Source organism: Rhodococcus sp. AC861, from assembly GCF_979256035.1.
On record NZ_CEEDMW010000006.1, the window covers coordinates 260,022 to 274,983 of the forward strand.

Here is a 14,962-nt window from a genome sequence, read left to right on the forward strand (position 1 = left end):
CCTGAAGAGAGATGGCGCTGCGCGGCGACCGATCGAGAGAGCGTGGGGAAACCGAGGTCACGTTCTCCAGAGTAGGTCGCCGCGCAGCGTCGTGCGTCAGGCAGGAACTTCGATCAACGGATACACGCCGTTCTCGTCGTGCCGTTCGTCGCCCACGACGGGTGGGTTGAAGACGCACAGCATGCGCATGCGCGTCCGCGTCTCCACCGTGTGACGCTCGTGCCCGTTCAACAGGTACATCGACCCCGCGCCGAGCTCGTAGGTCTCCCCGGTCTCGCGGTCGGTCAACGTCCCCTCGCCCTCGATGAGCCAGACGGCCTCGACGTGGTTGGCGTAGTGGAAGTTGTTCACGGTGTTCGGCTCGATGGTGGTCTCGTGGAACGAGAAGCCGACCTTGTCACCGCCCAGGACGATGCGTTTGGACCGCCACTGGCCGTCCTCGCTGGCAATGTCGCGCTCGGTTCCGGTGATGGCTTCGGTGGTACGAACGATCATGTGAACCTCCTACGGTGGGGGTGGTCAGGAGCAGACGGTCGTGGTGGCCTCGGACAGGATGCCCAGCCCGTGGTCGAGATCCTGCTCGGAGATGGTGAGCGGCGGAAGGAGCTTGACGACCTCGTCCGACGGGCCCGACGTCTCGGCGAGCAGCCCGTGCTCGTATGCCAGCGCGGTCACCTTCGACGCCTTCTCCGCGTCGTCGAACACCAGACCCCGGACCATTCCTCGGCCTCGGGTGCTGATGCCGTCGAACCGAGCGGACAGCTCGATGAACGCATCCTGGATCCGCTCGCCCTTGGCCAGGATCGATGCCTCGAATGCTCCGTCGGACCAGTAGTGGTCGAGTGCGGCCTTGCTGGTCACGAAGGCCGGGTTGTTGCCGCGGAAGGTGCCGTTGTGCTCGCCCGGACCCCAGACGTCGAGTTCGGGACGCATGAGGGTCAGGGCCATCGGCATCCCGTATCCGCCGATGGACTTCGAGAGCGTGACGATGTCGGGGACGATGCCTGCGTCCTCGAACGAGAAGAACGGCCCCGTGCGGCCGACGCCCATCTGGACGTCGTCGACGATGAGCAGGATGTCGCGTCGCTTCAGCAGATCGGCGAGTCCGCGCAGCCACTCGGCGCGGGCCACGTTCACCCCGCCTTCGCCCTGGACTGTCTCCACGATGACCGCGGCAGGGCGGTTGATGCCGCTGCCCGAGTCGTCGAGGACTCGCTCCATCCACTGGAAGTCGTCCGTCGCTCCACCGAAGTAGTTGTCGAACGGCATGGGGGTGGCGTGGACCAGGGGGATGCCGGCGCCGGCGCGCTTCATGGAGTTGCCGGTGACGGACAGGGCGCCGAGGGTCATGCCGTGGAAGGCATTGGTGAAGTTGATGACCGAGGAACGGCCGGTGACCTTTCGCGCCAATTTCAGTGCCGCTTCCACGGTGTTGGTTCCGGTGGGGCCGGGGAATTGCACTTTGTAGTCGAGTCCGCGCGGCTCGAGAATGCGCGAGGTGAACGACTCGAGGAATTCCCGCTTGGCGACGGTCGACATGTCGAGACCGTGCGTGATGCCGTCACGCATGATGTAGTCGACCAGAGCCTTCTTGAGGACGGGATTGTTGTGGCCGTAGTTCAGCGCACCCGCTCCGGCGAAGAAGTCGAGGTACCTGCGGCCGTTCTCGTCGGTGATCCACGAGCCCTGCGCCGTGTCGAACACGGCGGGCCACTGGCGGCTGTAGCTGCGAACTTGTGACTCGCGGGCCTCGAAGATGTCGGTGGTGGCGTCGGTGGGGCTGATGCTGGTGGTGGTCAAGGAAGTCCTCCGGGGTGATCGTCGAATGGGGGCGCCTGTCGTGCGGCGTGCGCTACGTGGCGTCGAACGGACCGACCGTGTAGAGGTCTTCCGGTTCGTGGCTGTCAGGGAAAGCATTGGCGGCGAACAGGTCTCGCCGGTCGATGCCGGTCCCGCGCCGTCGGGCGAGCGAGGTGAACAAGCCGATCGAGGCGTCGTTGTCCGGGCTGATGGTGGTCTCGAGCAGGCGCGGCGCCGTGCGGTCCACCAGGGTCTCCAGCATGCGGACGGCAAGGCCGTGTCCGCGCTGATCGGCGTCCACGGCAACCTGCCACACGAAGAGGGTGTCGCCCTGTTCGGGGCGCCGGTAGCCGGAGACGAAGCCGACGGGAACGTCGTTCGTGTCAGTCGCCACGACGGAGGTGGCGGAGAAGTCACGGCACCACAGGACGTAGGCGTAACCGGAATTGAGATCGAGGACAGTCGAGTCCCGGGCAATTTCCCACAGGCGTATTCCGTCGTCGGTGCGAGGCGGTCGGAATGTGAACTGGATGGCGTCGGTCGGGTTATCTTGTCGTAACACTGGCGTCATATTGCCTACGAACGTAACAAGGACGCTGCCGCATGTCAGGTGCCTCGGTGGCCGACGTGCAGGAAAGGCACGCTAACCGCCAGTACCCTCGCCTGTTGTGAGGGTGCTCACACGGGACTGTGACGCCGGTCCAGATGGTGCCGATGTGACCAGTGTGAACGGTGTGGCGACAGCCGGCGCGCGTCACGGACCCGGAAATAAATGGCAACGGTGCGGCGAGGCACGCACCGTTCACGCGTCGTGGTAGCTAATGTCCGGCTCATTATGACTCCGAAAGTCAGGCTTCCGCAGTTCAGAGCACCGTCCACCGGTTCGGATCGCGCGCCGATCCGCAGCCGGATCGCTGCTCTCTGCGCGACCCCGGTGGCCATGCTGCTCGCCGTTCTTCTTCCCACCCTGGCCGCGGGCGTCTTCTGGGTAGCGCAGACGGACCAGGACGCGACCACCGGCACGGTGACCGTCCGATCGACGGCGGGGGGATCTGCCACCGATCCGCTGGCTCCGTCCAGATCCGCGTTGACCAACACGGCGCTGCCGCTGCAGATACTCGCCGGCGGCATGACGGAACTGACCGACGGAAGCACCGAACTCGACGACGGTGCACACCAGATGTCCGACGGGCTGCATCAGGCGCGCGACGGATCCGCGAAGTTGGCCGACGGGATGACGCAGCTCCGCGCAGGATTGTGGCAGCTCGGCGACGGTTCCTCCCAGGTCAGCGGCGGAGTGGATCGCGTCGTCGGTGCCCTGACCGGGGTCGGTGCGGCGCAGGGACAGATCGAACTGATCGTGCAGCAGACGCTCGACTCGCTGGCCGCATCGGGAGACCCGCAGGCAGCGGCGTCGGCGGATCAGTTGCGCCCCGTGCTCGATCTGCTGCGCACGCAAGGACTGAACGGGGGTGTGCTGACCGATCTGGAGACCCTGCGCAAGGGTGCACAGACCGTGGCGTACCAACTCGACGACCCGAAGTCGGAGTTCGTGGACGGCATGGTGCGTGCCACCGACGGCTCGGCCCAGCTTCGCGACGGATTGGTCCTGCTCGACGACGGCGGCGTCCGCCTCGTGGACGGCACCACCCGTCTCGTCGGCGGCGTGGGTCCGATGGAGACCATGTTCACCACGTTGCGATCCAATGTGGAGAAGGCCTCGACCTCGCTTCCGGCCGCAACTCAGGTCGAGGCGGACTCGGCCGGCAGCACCAACTCTTATGTCGTTCGCTCGGCCTCGGACAACTGGCCCTATCTCGCGGCGGCCTTCGCGCTCGTCGCGGCCGCCCTGGTCGGCTTCTTCGTTCCTCGCGTGCGTGCCGCCGTCCCGGGCGCCGTCGCGACATCGATCACGATGGTGCTCGCACTGGCCTTCGCGGACACCGGCGCGAGCTTCTCCGGTTCCGTCACCGCCACCGTCCTGATCGTGCTGTGGGTGGCGGCCACGGTCGCCGCAGCGCGTGCGATACGCACGGCGCTCGGTCTGACGGTCGGCGGCATCGTGCTGGCGTTCCTCGGCATCGCGCAGATCGTGCTCGCCGGCATGGTGCTGCGCGGCGCCGGTGGGGCCGTCGACACTGTCTCGATGTTCACCCCGATCGGCCAACTGGTGCGGATTCTGGGCGCGTCCGTGGATGGAGGCTCGCTGGTGTTCGTGCTGGTCTCGACCGTCGCCGCGGTGGTCACCCTCGCCGTCTCGGTGGCCGTTCTCCTCGCGCACGGCGCCGCCCGCGAACCCGATGAGACGGCGGATGCGTCGGAACCGGACGACTCGAGCGCTGACGACGACCGATTCGCCGACGACACGGTCGCCTCCTCCGTACCGTGAGGACAGCGGCGTCAGGCGCCGGACGATCCCGTACAGCGAGGAGCGTGACGTGCTGCTCGACGGAGCCAACGCAGTCATCTACGGCGGAGGCGGAGTCCTCGGTGGTCGACTGGCGCTCGCCCTGGCCCGCGAGGGAGCTCGCGTCCATCTCGCCGGCCGCTCACGCGAGCGTATGGGTGTCGTCGTGGACTCGATCCGCGAGGACGGCGGGTACGCGGAAGCAGCCGTCATCGACGTTCTCGACGAGGTCGACGTCGACGAGTACGTGGACGTCGTCGCTGCGTGCTCCGGCAGCATCGACATCTCCGTCGATATGATCGTTCCCGGCGCACGCGCCACGTCCGTCGACGCTCGGCGCAGGCTCGACCGTACGGAGGTCGCCGACCTCGAGCGCCCGGTGCTCGACGCGCTGCGGGCGCATTTCATCACCGCGCGTGCCGCGGCCCGGCACATGGTGTGCCAACACTCCGGTCTGATCCTCGTTCCGCGATGCGACACCGCGCCGGCTCACCTGGACGCGCTGTCCCTGGCCTCCGCCGTGATCGATCGACTCGCTGCTCAACTGGCCGCCGAGCTCGCCTCGACGGGAGTGCGCGTGGCCACGGTGGCCGCCGATCTCGGCTCACCGGACGACACGGCGTCCCGACTGGTGGCCGCCGCGTCAGACGGCGATACGTAGCGCCTCCACGAGGTCCCGGTAGAGGGTGTCGGAGTCGAGCAGCTCGCGATGCGTGCCGCGTGAGCGCACTCGCCCACGTTCGAGCACGAAGATGGTGTCGGCGTCGATGACCGTCGACAAGCGGTGGGCGATGGTCACGACGGCACCGTGCACCGACAGTTCACGGATCGCATCGTGGATCGCAGCCTCGGTGATGCCGTCCACCTGCGCCGTGGCCTCGTCGAGAAGCAGGATGTCGGGCGGACGCACGATCGCCCTGGCAAGTGCGATGCGTTGGCGCTCACCACCCGACACTGCGGAGTCGCGCAGTTCGGTGCTCAGCCCGGCGGGGAGTTGTTCGATCTTCTCGGACAGGCGGACACGCCCCAGTGCCGCCCAGAGCTCGGCGTCGGTGGCATCCGGGTGGGTCAGTCTGAGGTTGTCCGCGATGGTGCCCGGCAGCGTCGGGGTCGCCTGCTCCACGTATCCGATCCGCGCGCGGATCTGGTCGTGCGACAACTGTGGGTAGGGAACGCCGGCCAGCGCCAGCTCACCGTTCCGCGGCTCCAGGAACCTCAGGAAGAGAGAGAACAGCGTCGTCTTCCCGGCGCCCGACGGCCCGACGACGGCGGTGTGTCCGCGAGCGGCGATCTCCATGTCGATGCCGTTCACCGCGGCGCTCTCCTCGCCGTAACCGGCCGTCACGCGTCGGAGAGACAGGGCGGCGGGGGCGTCGGTGATGCTGCGCGGCAACTCGGTGACAGCCACCGGTGCAGCAGCCTCGAGGTCCATCACCTGGATCTCGCGGATACGCGACGCCGCGGCGATGCCACGTTGGAGTTGCGAGACGTACAGCGTGAGTTGCGCGACGGGCCCCACCAGCTGGAAGGCGTACAGCAGGAACGCGACCAGGCTCGACACCGCGAGGGCGCCCGAGCTCACCCGGTACGCGCCGACACCGAGGACAGCGATGATGGTGAGCTGGATTCCGCTGCCGGTGATGGTCCACGCCCATGCCTCGAGGCGCACGGCACGGATGCCGAACATGGCCGACGTGCGAGCCTCGTCGATGACGCGCTCACTCGAACGGTCCTCCGCACGGCTGGCCTTGACGGTCCGGACTGCACGCAGGGCGCCCTCGAGGATGCCGCCGAGCCGTCCCATCGCTTCCTGCGCATCACGTTGCGCGCGAGCCACCTTGGGCATCAGCACCCCGGCCGCGAGCCCGATCAGGGCGATGCCGAGGACCGCGGTACCCAGCAGCGGGAGATCCAGGGTCGCCATCAGGACGATGACTCCGACGATCGCGATGCTCCCGTTGACGATCTCCACGAGTGCCCATGACGACGCCTCCCGCAACAACACCGTGTCGGAGGTGACACGGGTCAACATCTCACCGGCCGGCCGCGCCGTCACCGCGGGAATGGTCGCTCCGAAGAACCGACGGACCATCGACGACCGGGCTTCGAGCACCACGCGTTCGGCCATCGTGCCGAGCAGCAGACGTTGCGCCATCCCCACGATCACGCCGACGACGAGCAGGCTGACCAGCAGAACGATCGCGGACTTCGTCGCCCCCGGGACTCCGAACGAATCCAGGAGCCGCTTGGTCACCAGCGGTGTCGCCAACGACGACGCCGTCACCAGCAGACCCAGCAGCAGGCCGAACCGGAACAACCGACGATGCGGGCGGATGAAGGTCCACAGAATGCGCAGGTTGGGGAGCCGGCCGAGGGTCTCCGGAGTATCTGTCGTCACCTGGTCACACTAGTCGCGGGCCGCACGTGTTCCTCGAGCCGCGGCTTACCCGCGGCCGATGAGGGCGAACGGGAGGACCGCATCCGCTCCGGCCTGCCGCAAGGCTCGTGCGGCCATGGTCGCGGTCCACCCCGTGTCGGTCGAGAGGTCGAGGAGCAGCACCGGGCCCCGATGGGCGGTGAGATCCGGCGGCTCGAAGGCATCCACCAGCGACGCGACCCGGAAGGCGGAGTTCGCACCGGACACCGGGCGCGCGTCCGGCCGTCGATGCAACGTGCCGAGGGGTTCCAGACGGCCCACCCGCGCCAGACGTTCGCCGAGATCCTGCAGGAGGAGCGGACGAGTGTCGCTCTCCATCACCATCACTCCGGTGGGCCGCTCGTCCCACGTCCATTCCGCCAGGACCTTGATGCACGCCGCTTCCAGTCCGTCGGGGGCAGGACCGTCCTCGCCGTCGGTCAGCGCGCGCAGGCGCGGCCCCCACACGGGGTCGGTGAGTCGTCCCAGGATGCGCCCGGTCTCGGGACCCAGCGTGATCTTCCCCGACAGGTCGACGCCGACCTTCTTCAGGCCGGTGGGCCATTGCTTGCGAACCGCCAGATCGAGTCCTGGTCTGTCCAAGCGCTGCCGGGTGGATTCGACGTCGCCCTCGGACACGTCCGCGGACAGATGCTCACCCGTGCAGTTGTCGCATCTCCCGCACCGATCTGCATCGGCATCGCCGGTGAGCGACGGGTCGTCGAGTTGGCGACGGAGAAAGGACATGCGGCACTCGGTGGTCGACTGGTACTCGATCATCGCGCGCTGCTCCGACAAGCGTGCCTCGTCCAGACGCTCGTAGCGCTCGCGGTCGTAGTGCCAGTGCTCGCCGGTACCCAACCAGCCGCCCTTGACCCGTCGTACGGCTCCGTCCACGTCGAGGACCTTGAGCACCATCTCGAGCCGAGTCCGGCCCAGCTCGACCAAGGGCTCCAGAGCAGGAGTCGACTGAGGGCGTTCGGTATCGAGGACTTCGAGCACTCGCCGCACGACGTGCTCACGGGGAAACGCGACGGAGGCGAAGTAACTCCAGATCTCCCGGTCCTCGGCGCCCGGCAGCAGGATGACGTCCGCACGCTCGGTGGCGCGGCCCGCGCGGCCGACCTGCTGGTAGTAGGAGATGGGTGACGACGGCGCGCCGACGTGGACGACGAAGCCGAGATCCGGTTTGTCGAAGCCCATGCCGAGAGCCGAGGTGGCGACCAACGCCTTGACCCGATTCTTCAGCAGATCCTGTTCCGCCGCTTCGCGCTCCGTGGGGTCGGTCTGTCCGGTGTAGGCAGCGACCTCCATGCCGCGATCGCGGAGCAGTGCTGCCAGATCGGTCGCACCCGCGACGGTGAGCGAGTACACGATCCCCGAGCCGGGCAGGGTCTTCAGGTGTTCCGCGAGCCAGGCGATGCGGGCCGTCGGATCGGGGATCCGAACGACGGACAGGTGCAAAGACTCTCGCTGCAGACCACCGCGGAGAATGGTGGTGTCGGATCCACCGACACCGAGCTGCGCGGCGACATCGGCGACGACGCGGTCGTTCGCGGTGGCGGTCGTCGCGAGGACGGGCACACCCTCGCGGAGCTCGGCGATCAGAGAACGGATGCGTCGGTAGTCGGGCCGGAAGTCGTGGCCCCAGTCGGACACACAGTGAGCCTCGTCGACCACCACCAGCCCGGCATCGGCCGACAGTGACGGCAGCACCTGGTCGCGGAAATCGGGGTTGTTCAACCGCTCCGGACTGACGAGCAGGACGTCCAGCTCACCGGCGGCGACGCGGGCGTGCACGTCGTCCCACTCGGTGACGTTGCCGGAGTTGATGGTGGCTGCCGTGACGCCGGCGCGCTCGGCGGCAGCGACCTGGTTACGCATAAGGGCGAGCAGCGGCGAGACGATGACGGTGGGTCCGAGCCCCTGCTCGCGCAGCAGCCGCGCGGCGATGAAGTACACCGCCGACTTGCCCCACCCGGTCCGCTGCACCACCAGCGCACGGCGGTGATGGACCACCAGGGCTTCGATGGCGGTCCACTGGTCCTCACGCAGAACCGCATCGGGGCGGGCGAGGTCGGTGAGCAGTTCCTGCGCCCGTTCGCGGGTGCTCATGCGCGTGAGCCGTCGCCGGCGAGGAGGACGTCGATCTCGGCTGCGGTCGGTGCCGCGGAACCGGCGCCCGGACGGGTGGCGGTCAGTGCGCCGGCAGCGCACGCTCGCCGGACGGCGAGCTCGGGCCCGTCCCGCCACGCCGTCGCCAGGACTCCGGTGAACGCATCCCCGGCGCCGGTGGTGTCGACGGCCTCGACGGCAGGTGCACTGGCGGTGGCCCCGGCGCCGTCCGGTCCGCGCCACCGGGCGCCGTCCGCGCCCAGCGTGGTGACCAGGTGGGGTATACGCCGCACCGCGTCGGCTCCCAACGCGGCCTCCTCGTCGCGGTTGACGACGACGACATCGATCGCGGCCAGGAGCTCGTCCGAGAGTGGTTGCACAGGAGACGGATTGAGGAACACCACGGTCCCGTGAGCCCGTGCGTGGCGTGCCGCAGCGAGCACTGTCCCCGTCGGGATCTCGAGTTGGCACAGCAGGACGTCCGCCGCGGCGACGGCCTCCAGCTCGTCCTCGGTCAGATCGGTGACGGTGCTGTTGGCAGCTCCGATCACCACGATGGAGTTCTCGGCCGAATCGTCCACGGTGATCACGGCGACTCCGCTCGCGCCGGGCACCTCGCGCAGAAGCGAGGCGTCCACCTCGGCGTCGACGAGCGTCTCGCGGAGTTCGAGAGCGAACGTGTCCGACCCGACGGCGCCGACGAATGTGACGTCCGCGCCGGCGCGCGCTGCGGCGACGGCCTGATTGGCTCCCTTGCCTCCGGGGCTGGTGCGGAAGGACGAACCGAGGACTGTCTCACCGGGGGCGGGCAGGGAGGGTGTGCGGGCGAGGAGATCCATGTTGATGCTTCCGACCACGGCGATGCGCGGTCGTGCGGGTGCGGTGCGTGCATGCTGCGGATCGGCCATGATCGCGACCCTAACGGGTATCGCCGACATCGCCCCCACCCTTCCCCGGGTCGTGCGGCCGGAACTCGGTTAGGTTGTCGTCGCACCGCAAAATGCTGTCGGAGACAGATCCACCAGTGGAACGAGAGGACTGGACACCATGGCCGAACTGTTCTGCAACGGAGGAGCCATGCGTGGCGGCAACCTCCACCACAATGTGTCCGCACATACCTTCCTCGGCTCCGTGACGACGGCTCCGAACTACCGCTTCTTCGCCGTTCGGGACGAGTTCCCCGGCTTGCTCCTCACGGAGACGGGCGGCGCCTCGATCGCCGGTGAGCTCTACGACGTACCGATGGAGAACATCCGCACCGACTTCCTTCCCGAGGAGCCGGCCGAGCTCGAACTGTCGGTGATCGAGCTCACCGACGGACGTTCGGTCATGGCCGTCGTCCTGCGGCCGGGGCTGGTCGACTCGATCGCGGACGACCTGACCGAGATAACCGACCTCGGCGGGTGGCGCGCCTACCGCGGACTGCCCGACCCCGACACTGCAGGAGCCTGACGAGTGAGTGATTTCCTCGCCTTCCACGACCTCGCATCCCGCGCTCTCGGAGGGTCCGTCAGCGCCGCGAACGACGAACTCTTCGCGCAGCGCGAGAACTTGATCAAGCCGACGGCCCCGTTCTTCGACCCCACCGAATTCGGTCACAAGGGCAAGGTCTACGACGGCTGGGAGACGCGTCGACGGCGGGACGAGGGCCACGACTACGCGATCGTTCGACTGGGCGCCGCGGGCATCGTGCACGGCGTGGTCGTGGACACCGCGTACTTCCGCGGCAACTATCCACCGTTCGTCTCCGTCGAGGCGGCGTCGATCGAGGGATATCCGTCCGCCGGGGACATCCTGAACGCGCACTGGCACACGCTCGTCGACAAGTCGCCGGCCGACGGCGACACCGCCAACCTCTACCCGGTGTCGGACGGCCGTCGGTGGACGCATGTCCGCCTGTCGATCTATCCGGACGGGGGAGTGGCGCGACTGCGCGTGCACGGTGAGGTGGTGCCCGACGCACGGTTCCTGGGAGGAACGGTGGATCTGCTGGCTGCCGAGAACGGTGGCCGGCTGGTCGAGTGCTCCGATGCGTTCTACGCCTCGCCCGCCAACATCATTCTCCCCGGTCGCGCCCGGAACATGGGGGAGGGCTGGGAGAACTCGCGTCGACGTGGCGGTGGGAACGACTTCGCCGTCTTCGCGCTGGGCGTTGCCGGGGTGCCGCGGCACGTGGAGATCGACACGTCCTACTACGTGGGCAATGCGCCGGGCTGGGCGTCGCTGCGGACCGTCGACGCCCGGACAGCCGACGTGGACGACCCCGCCGCCTGGACCGAGGTGCTGGCGAGAACCGCCGTCCAGCCGGACACGCGGCACATGCTGCTGCTCGACGACGCCCCGGCCGCAACGCATCTGAGATTGGACGTCTATCCCGACGGGGGTCTGTCACGACTGCGGCTCTTCGGGGATCCCGACGACCGCTCGCGTGACGACGCCCGCATGCGCTGGTGGTCGTCGCTCCCCGAGGAACATCGCGCGCTGGTACCCGAGCAGGCACCGGCATGATGGACGTCGTCTTCCGGGCGCCGCGAGCGATCGTGACCGGACCCGACGGCCGACAGGTGGAGACGTCCTGCGCGGTCGGGGTGGTCGACGGCCGGATCGCGGTGATCGGCGGAATCGACGACGTGATCGACGCGACCACTGTCGTCGACCTCGCCGACGACGAGGTCCTGCTCCCCGGGTTGGTCGACACGCATGTCCATGTCAACGAGCCGGGGCGTACCGAGTGGGAGGGCTTCGCGAGCGCGACCGCAGCAGCCGCCGCGGGCGGTGTCACCACGGTGATCGACATGCCGCTCAACAGCATTCCCTCGACGGTGTCCACCGAGGCGCTGGCCGTCAAGCGTGACGTGGCCGGCCCGCAGGCACGAGTGAACGTGGGGTTCTGGGGCGGCGCCGTACCCGGCAACGTCGGCGATCTCCGACCGATGCACGACGCCGGAGTCTTCGGGTTCAAGTGTTTCCTGCTGCATTCCGGAGTCGACGAGTTCCCACCGCTCTCGCCGGTGGAACTCGAGGCGGCGATGGTGGAGATCGCGTCCTTCGACGGACTTCTCATCGTGCATGCCGAGGACTCGCGCATCATCGCGGAGTCCGAGAACGACGGCGGCCGTGAGTATGCCGACTTCCTGGCCTCGAGGCCCCGCGCTGCGGAGAACACCGCGATCGCCGACGTGATCGCCGCGTCGACACGCACGGGGTGCCGGGTCCACATCCTGCACCTCTCGAGCGCCGAGGCGGTGCCGCTGGTCGCCGAGGCCAAGCGAGCCGGTGTCCGCATCACCGCGGAGACGTGTCCGCATTACCTGTCGTTCGCCGCCGAGGAGATCTCGGACGGCGCCACTCAGTTCAAGTGCTGTCCTCCGATCCGTGAGGCCGGCAATCGAGATGCGTTGTGGCAGGCGCTGTCCGACGGTGTGATCGATACCGTGGTCACCGACCATTCGCCGTGCACCGCGGAGCTGAAGCGGTTCGACATCGGTGATTTCGGCGCAGCGTGGGGCGGTATCGCGTCGTTGCAGGTGTCGTTGTCCGCGGTGTGGTCCGAGGCTCGCCGGCGAGGGCACGGATTGACCGACGTCGTCACGTGGATGGCGGTGGCCACGTCGGCTCAGGTGGGGTTGACCTCGAAGGGGTCCGTCGAGGTGGGCAGGGACGCGGACCTGATCGTGTTCGCACCCGATCAGGACTTCGTCGTGCATGCGGCGGAGCTACGGCACAAGAACCCTGTCACCGCGTACGACGATCGTCGCCTGAGCGGTGTCGTGCGGTCGACGTGGCTCGCGGGCGTGCGTGTCGATCCCGACGGGGATCCGCAGGGAGTGCTGCTCGACCGCGAGTGATCGCTGTTTATGCTCGGACCATGGTGACCGACCGCCCCGTACTCGCGGTGATGCACGACGGCGATCGTCCCGTCGGCATGGAGGCTGTGGAAGCGCTGTACGACGTCCGCTACGCCACCGCATCCACCTTCGCCGACGCCGTCGACGGTGCCCGCGCAATCCTGCTGTGGGACAACATCCGTGAGGCACTGCGCGAGGTGTGGCCGAGGTGCTCCGACCTCGAGTGGGTGCACCTCGCTGCGGCCGGGGTGGACACCCTGTTGTTCGACGAACTCGTGGCATCCGATGTCGTGGTGACCAATTCGCGAGGCGTGTTCGACACGCCCATCGCGGAGTTCGTCCTCGCGTCCGTGCTGGCGATGGCGAAGGACGTCCGGCGCACCGTCGAGCTCGGCAGGGAAGCTCGGTGGCTGCACCGGGAGACCGCGGACGTCGCGGGGGCGCGCGCGATGGTGGTCGGGACGGGAAGCATCGGCCGCGCCGTCGCACGTCTGCTGCGCGCTGTCGGGATGACCGTGTCGGGCGTCGGCCGCACGGCGCGCACAGGTGATCCCGATTTCGGGACGGTGCACGCGAGCAGCGACCTGGCTGCTGTCGTGTCGGACATCGACTACCTGGTCCTGATCGCTCCGTTGACGCCGTCCACCCGCGGGATGGTCGGGCGCGAGGTGTTGACCGCCGCGAAACCGGGAGTGCGCGTGATCAACGTGGGCCGCGGCGCACTGCTCGACACCGAGGCGCTGGTCGACGGCCTGCGGACCGGTCAGGTGGGCGGCGCCGCACTCGACGTGTTCGAGACCGAACCACTCCCGCCGGACCACGTCCTGTGGACCCTGGACGACGTGTTGCTGACAGCGCACATGAGCGGGGACACCACCGGCTGGCGTGAGCGGCTGATCAGCGTGTTCGTCGACAACGCCGACGCGTTCGCCGCAGGTCGGCAGCTGTCCAACGTCGTCGACAAGAAGCTGGGTTTCGTCCCGAGCTGAACCTACCGAGCCTCGGAGGCCGGGACGCGCTCGAGATTCTTGCGGTCGTAGAGCGCCATGACGATCCCGCCGAGCGCGAGTCCGAGGACGAGGCCCAACACCGTCATTCCCAGACCGTGCGCCAGGCCGGAGTTCCAGCGGGCGTCGAAGTACAGGATCGACCGCACCGCGAGGTAGACCTGGTGCATCGGTTCGAACTGGGCCAGCCACCCGAACAGGGCCGGTGACGCCTCGATGGGAATGGTCGCTCCGGCGGACGGCAGCCCGAGGATCACGAAGACCACGAGGTTGACCACCAGGCCGGGCGTGCCGAGGACGGCCATCACCGACAGGGCGGTGACGCCGATGGCGGAGATCGCGAGCGTGCCGTACATCCACAGTGCGAGGGAGTGGGGCACCGGCATTCCGAGGGCTGTGGCGATCGCGATGTAGAGAGCCGACACGACGACCGCGATGACCACCATGGTCAGCCACTTGGCGGCGAGCGTCGCCAATCGGTTCTCTGTCGAGCGGGGACGCTGGCGGAATCGAGCCCCGACTTCGAGGGGGACGTACCCCAGCGCGCTGTCGATCAGTGCGTTGGCGATGGTCGCGCCGGTGAACCCGGCCAAGACGAGAAGGAGCGCGAAGTAGAACGACGACAGGCCGAGTCCGGTGCCGCCCGGCAGCGGGTCGTAGGGCGTGACGACGATGTCGATCGGCTGAGCCAGCGTCAACGACGCGGCACCCGACAGCGTGGACCCTTCCGGCAGGGCGCCCGTCACCTGCGCCGTGAGCTGTTCTCCCAGTGTGCCGTTGGCGGTGTCGAGTGCGGTGTCACCGATGGTGGTGAGGATCGACGACCCCAACGTGCCCGCACGCTGGTTGGTCAGGATGGTGACCATCGGCTTGTCGATGTCGCCGGCCACGACGCTGGCCTGCGTGAGAATTCCGACCCGCTTGGTGAAGTCGCTGGGGATGACGATGGCGCCGTAGACCTCACCGTTGGCCAGCATGTTCTGCGCGTCGGCGATGCCGACTCGGCGGAGGTCGATCTTCTCCGAATCGACACCGTCGACGATCCCGGTGGCGATCTGTTCGCCGATGTTCGCCTGCTGACCGTTCGGGAGGACGTCGCCCTCGTCGCTGACCACCAGGGCAACCGGGAAGTGACGCAGGTTCTCGCGGGGATCGAGAATGCCGCCCAGGTACAGGGCGGCCAGGAGCGACATGATGATCGAGACGGCCGCAACCGGAACCAGCCAGGTGAGGGGACGCTTGAATGCGGGTGTGACCGTGTCGGGGGACATGTTCGATAGACCTCTCGTCCGTCAGCCGGAACGACCGGCGCTCGATACAGTTCTGTATCGTAGGTGTCGAGGACGATCATGCACCACACGAACGACGG

At 68.0% G+C, this 14,962-nt stretch carries 13 protein-coding genes; 6 read left to right on the forward strand and 7 right to left on the reverse strand.

Translation table 11 applies throughout. The annotated features are described in order from the left end of the window. Positions 1 to 96: 96 nt before the first annotated feature. From AC0IX4_RS19660 to ectA, 3 genes are read right to left on the reverse strand one after another with little or no spacing between them, the layout of a single operon-like run. The gene (locus AC0IX4_RS19660) at positions 97 to 495 is read right to left on the reverse strand and encodes an ectoine synthase (RefSeq protein WP_042572782.1); all 399 of its coding nucleotides are present in this window, start codon (positions 493 to 495) and stop codon (positions 97 to 99) included. 24 nt (positions 496 to 519) lie between these two features. Next, positions 520 to 1,800, reverse strand: a complete 1,281-nt coding sequence (gene ectB / locus AC0IX4_RS19665) for a diaminobutyrate--2-oxoglutarate transaminase (protein WP_442971165.1) — start codon at positions 1,798 to 1,800, stop codon at positions 520 to 522. A 52-nt stretch (positions 1,801 to 1,852) separates the two neighbouring features. Further along, positions 1,853 to 2,371: a diaminobutyrate acetyltransferase gene (gene ectA / locus AC0IX4_RS19670; RefSeq protein ID WP_056075519.1), complete on the reverse strand. Its 519-nt coding sequence runs from the start codon at positions 2,369 to 2,371 to the stop codon at positions 1,853 to 1,855. 264 nt (positions 2,372 to 2,635) lie between these two features. Here ectA and AC0IX4_RS19675 point away from each other — a divergent pair, with 264 nt between their 5' ends. Together AC0IX4_RS19675 and AC0IX4_RS19680 are read left to right on the forward strand one after the other, a co-directional pair. Further along, a complete protein-coding gene (locus AC0IX4_RS19675; RefSeq protein ID WP_471830599.1) occupies positions 2,636 to 4,189 on the forward strand; it encodes a hypothetical protein in 1,554 nt (517 codons plus the stop codon). Between the two features lie 49 nt (positions 4,190 to 4,238). Next, positions 4,239 to 4,868 carry an SDR family NAD(P)-dependent oxidoreductase gene (locus tag AC0IX4_RS19680; RefSeq protein WP_471830601.1) on the forward strand — a complete coding sequence of 210 codons (630 nt, stop codon included), beginning with the start codon at positions 4,239 to 4,241 and terminating at the stop codon, positions 4,866 to 4,868. Here the strand turns inward: AC0IX4_RS19680 and AC0IX4_RS19685 are convergent. Genes AC0IX4_RS19685 through AC0IX4_RS19695 form a run of 3 tightly spaced genes read right to left on the reverse strand, consistent with a single transcriptional unit; the run spans position 4,851 to position 9,646 of the window. Further along, entirely contained in the window at positions 4,851 to 6,605 is a 1,755-nt protein-coding gene (locus tag AC0IX4_RS19685; protein ID WP_200933501.1) for an ABC transporter ATP-binding protein, read from the reverse strand. The two genes, AC0IX4_RS19680 and AC0IX4_RS19685, sit on opposite strands and share 18 nt — an antisense overlap. 45 nt (positions 6,606 to 6,650) lie before the next feature. Beyond that, positions 6,651 to 8,738 (reverse strand): RecQ family ATP-dependent DNA helicase, encoded by a 2,088-nt coding sequence (locus AC0IX4_RS19690; protein WP_471830602.1) that lies wholly within the window; start codon positions 8,736 to 8,738, stop codon positions 6,651 to 6,653. After that, positions 8,735 to 9,646 (reverse strand): ribokinase, encoded by a 912-nt coding sequence (locus AC0IX4_RS19695; RefSeq protein ID WP_471830604.1) that lies wholly within the window; start codon positions 9,644 to 9,646, stop codon positions 8,735 to 8,737. The genes AC0IX4_RS19690 and AC0IX4_RS19695 overlap by 4 nt, the downstream gene beginning before the upstream one ends. A gap of 139 nt (positions 9,647 to 9,785) precedes the next feature. On the opposite strand from AC0IX4_RS19695, the gene AC0IX4_RS19700 reads away from it, so the two are divergent. Genes AC0IX4_RS19700 through AC0IX4_RS19715 form a run of 4 tightly spaced genes read left to right on the forward strand, consistent with a single transcriptional unit; the run spans position 9,786 to position 13,575 of the window. Further along, positions 9,786 to 10,190 carry an allophanate hydrolase-related protein gene (locus tag AC0IX4_RS19700; RefSeq protein ID WP_471830605.1) on the forward strand — a complete coding sequence of 135 codons (405 nt, stop codon included), beginning with the start codon at positions 9,786 to 9,788 and terminating at the stop codon, positions 10,188 to 10,190. A 3-nt stretch (positions 10,191 to 10,193) separates the two neighbouring features. After that, positions 10,194 to 11,246, forward strand: a complete 1,053-nt coding sequence (gene alc, locus AC0IX4_RS19705) for an allantoicase (RefSeq protein WP_471830607.1) — start codon at positions 10,194 to 10,196, stop codon at positions 11,244 to 11,246. Continuing rightward, positions 11,246 to 12,586, forward strand: a complete 1,341-nt coding sequence (gene allB, locus AC0IX4_RS19710) for an allantoinase AllB (protein ID WP_471830739.1) — start codon at positions 11,246 to 11,248, stop codon at positions 12,584 to 12,586. The genes alc and allB overlap by 1 nt, the downstream gene beginning before the upstream one ends. A 20-nt stretch (positions 12,587 to 12,606) precedes the next feature. Continuing rightward, a complete protein-coding gene (locus AC0IX4_RS19715) occupies positions 12,607 to 13,575 on the forward strand; it encodes a D-2-hydroxyacid dehydrogenase (protein ID WP_471830609.1) in 969 nt (322 codons plus the stop codon). Between the two features lie 2 nt (positions 13,576 to 13,577). Here the strand turns inward: AC0IX4_RS19715 and AC0IX4_RS19720 are convergent, their stop codons facing one another. Further along, positions 13,578 to 14,864 (reverse strand): YhgE/Pip domain-containing protein, encoded by a 1,287-nt coding sequence (locus tag AC0IX4_RS19720; protein WP_471830611.1) that lies wholly within the window; start codon positions 14,862 to 14,864, stop codon positions 13,578 to 13,580. Positions 14,865 to 14,962 lie beyond the last annotated feature (98 nt).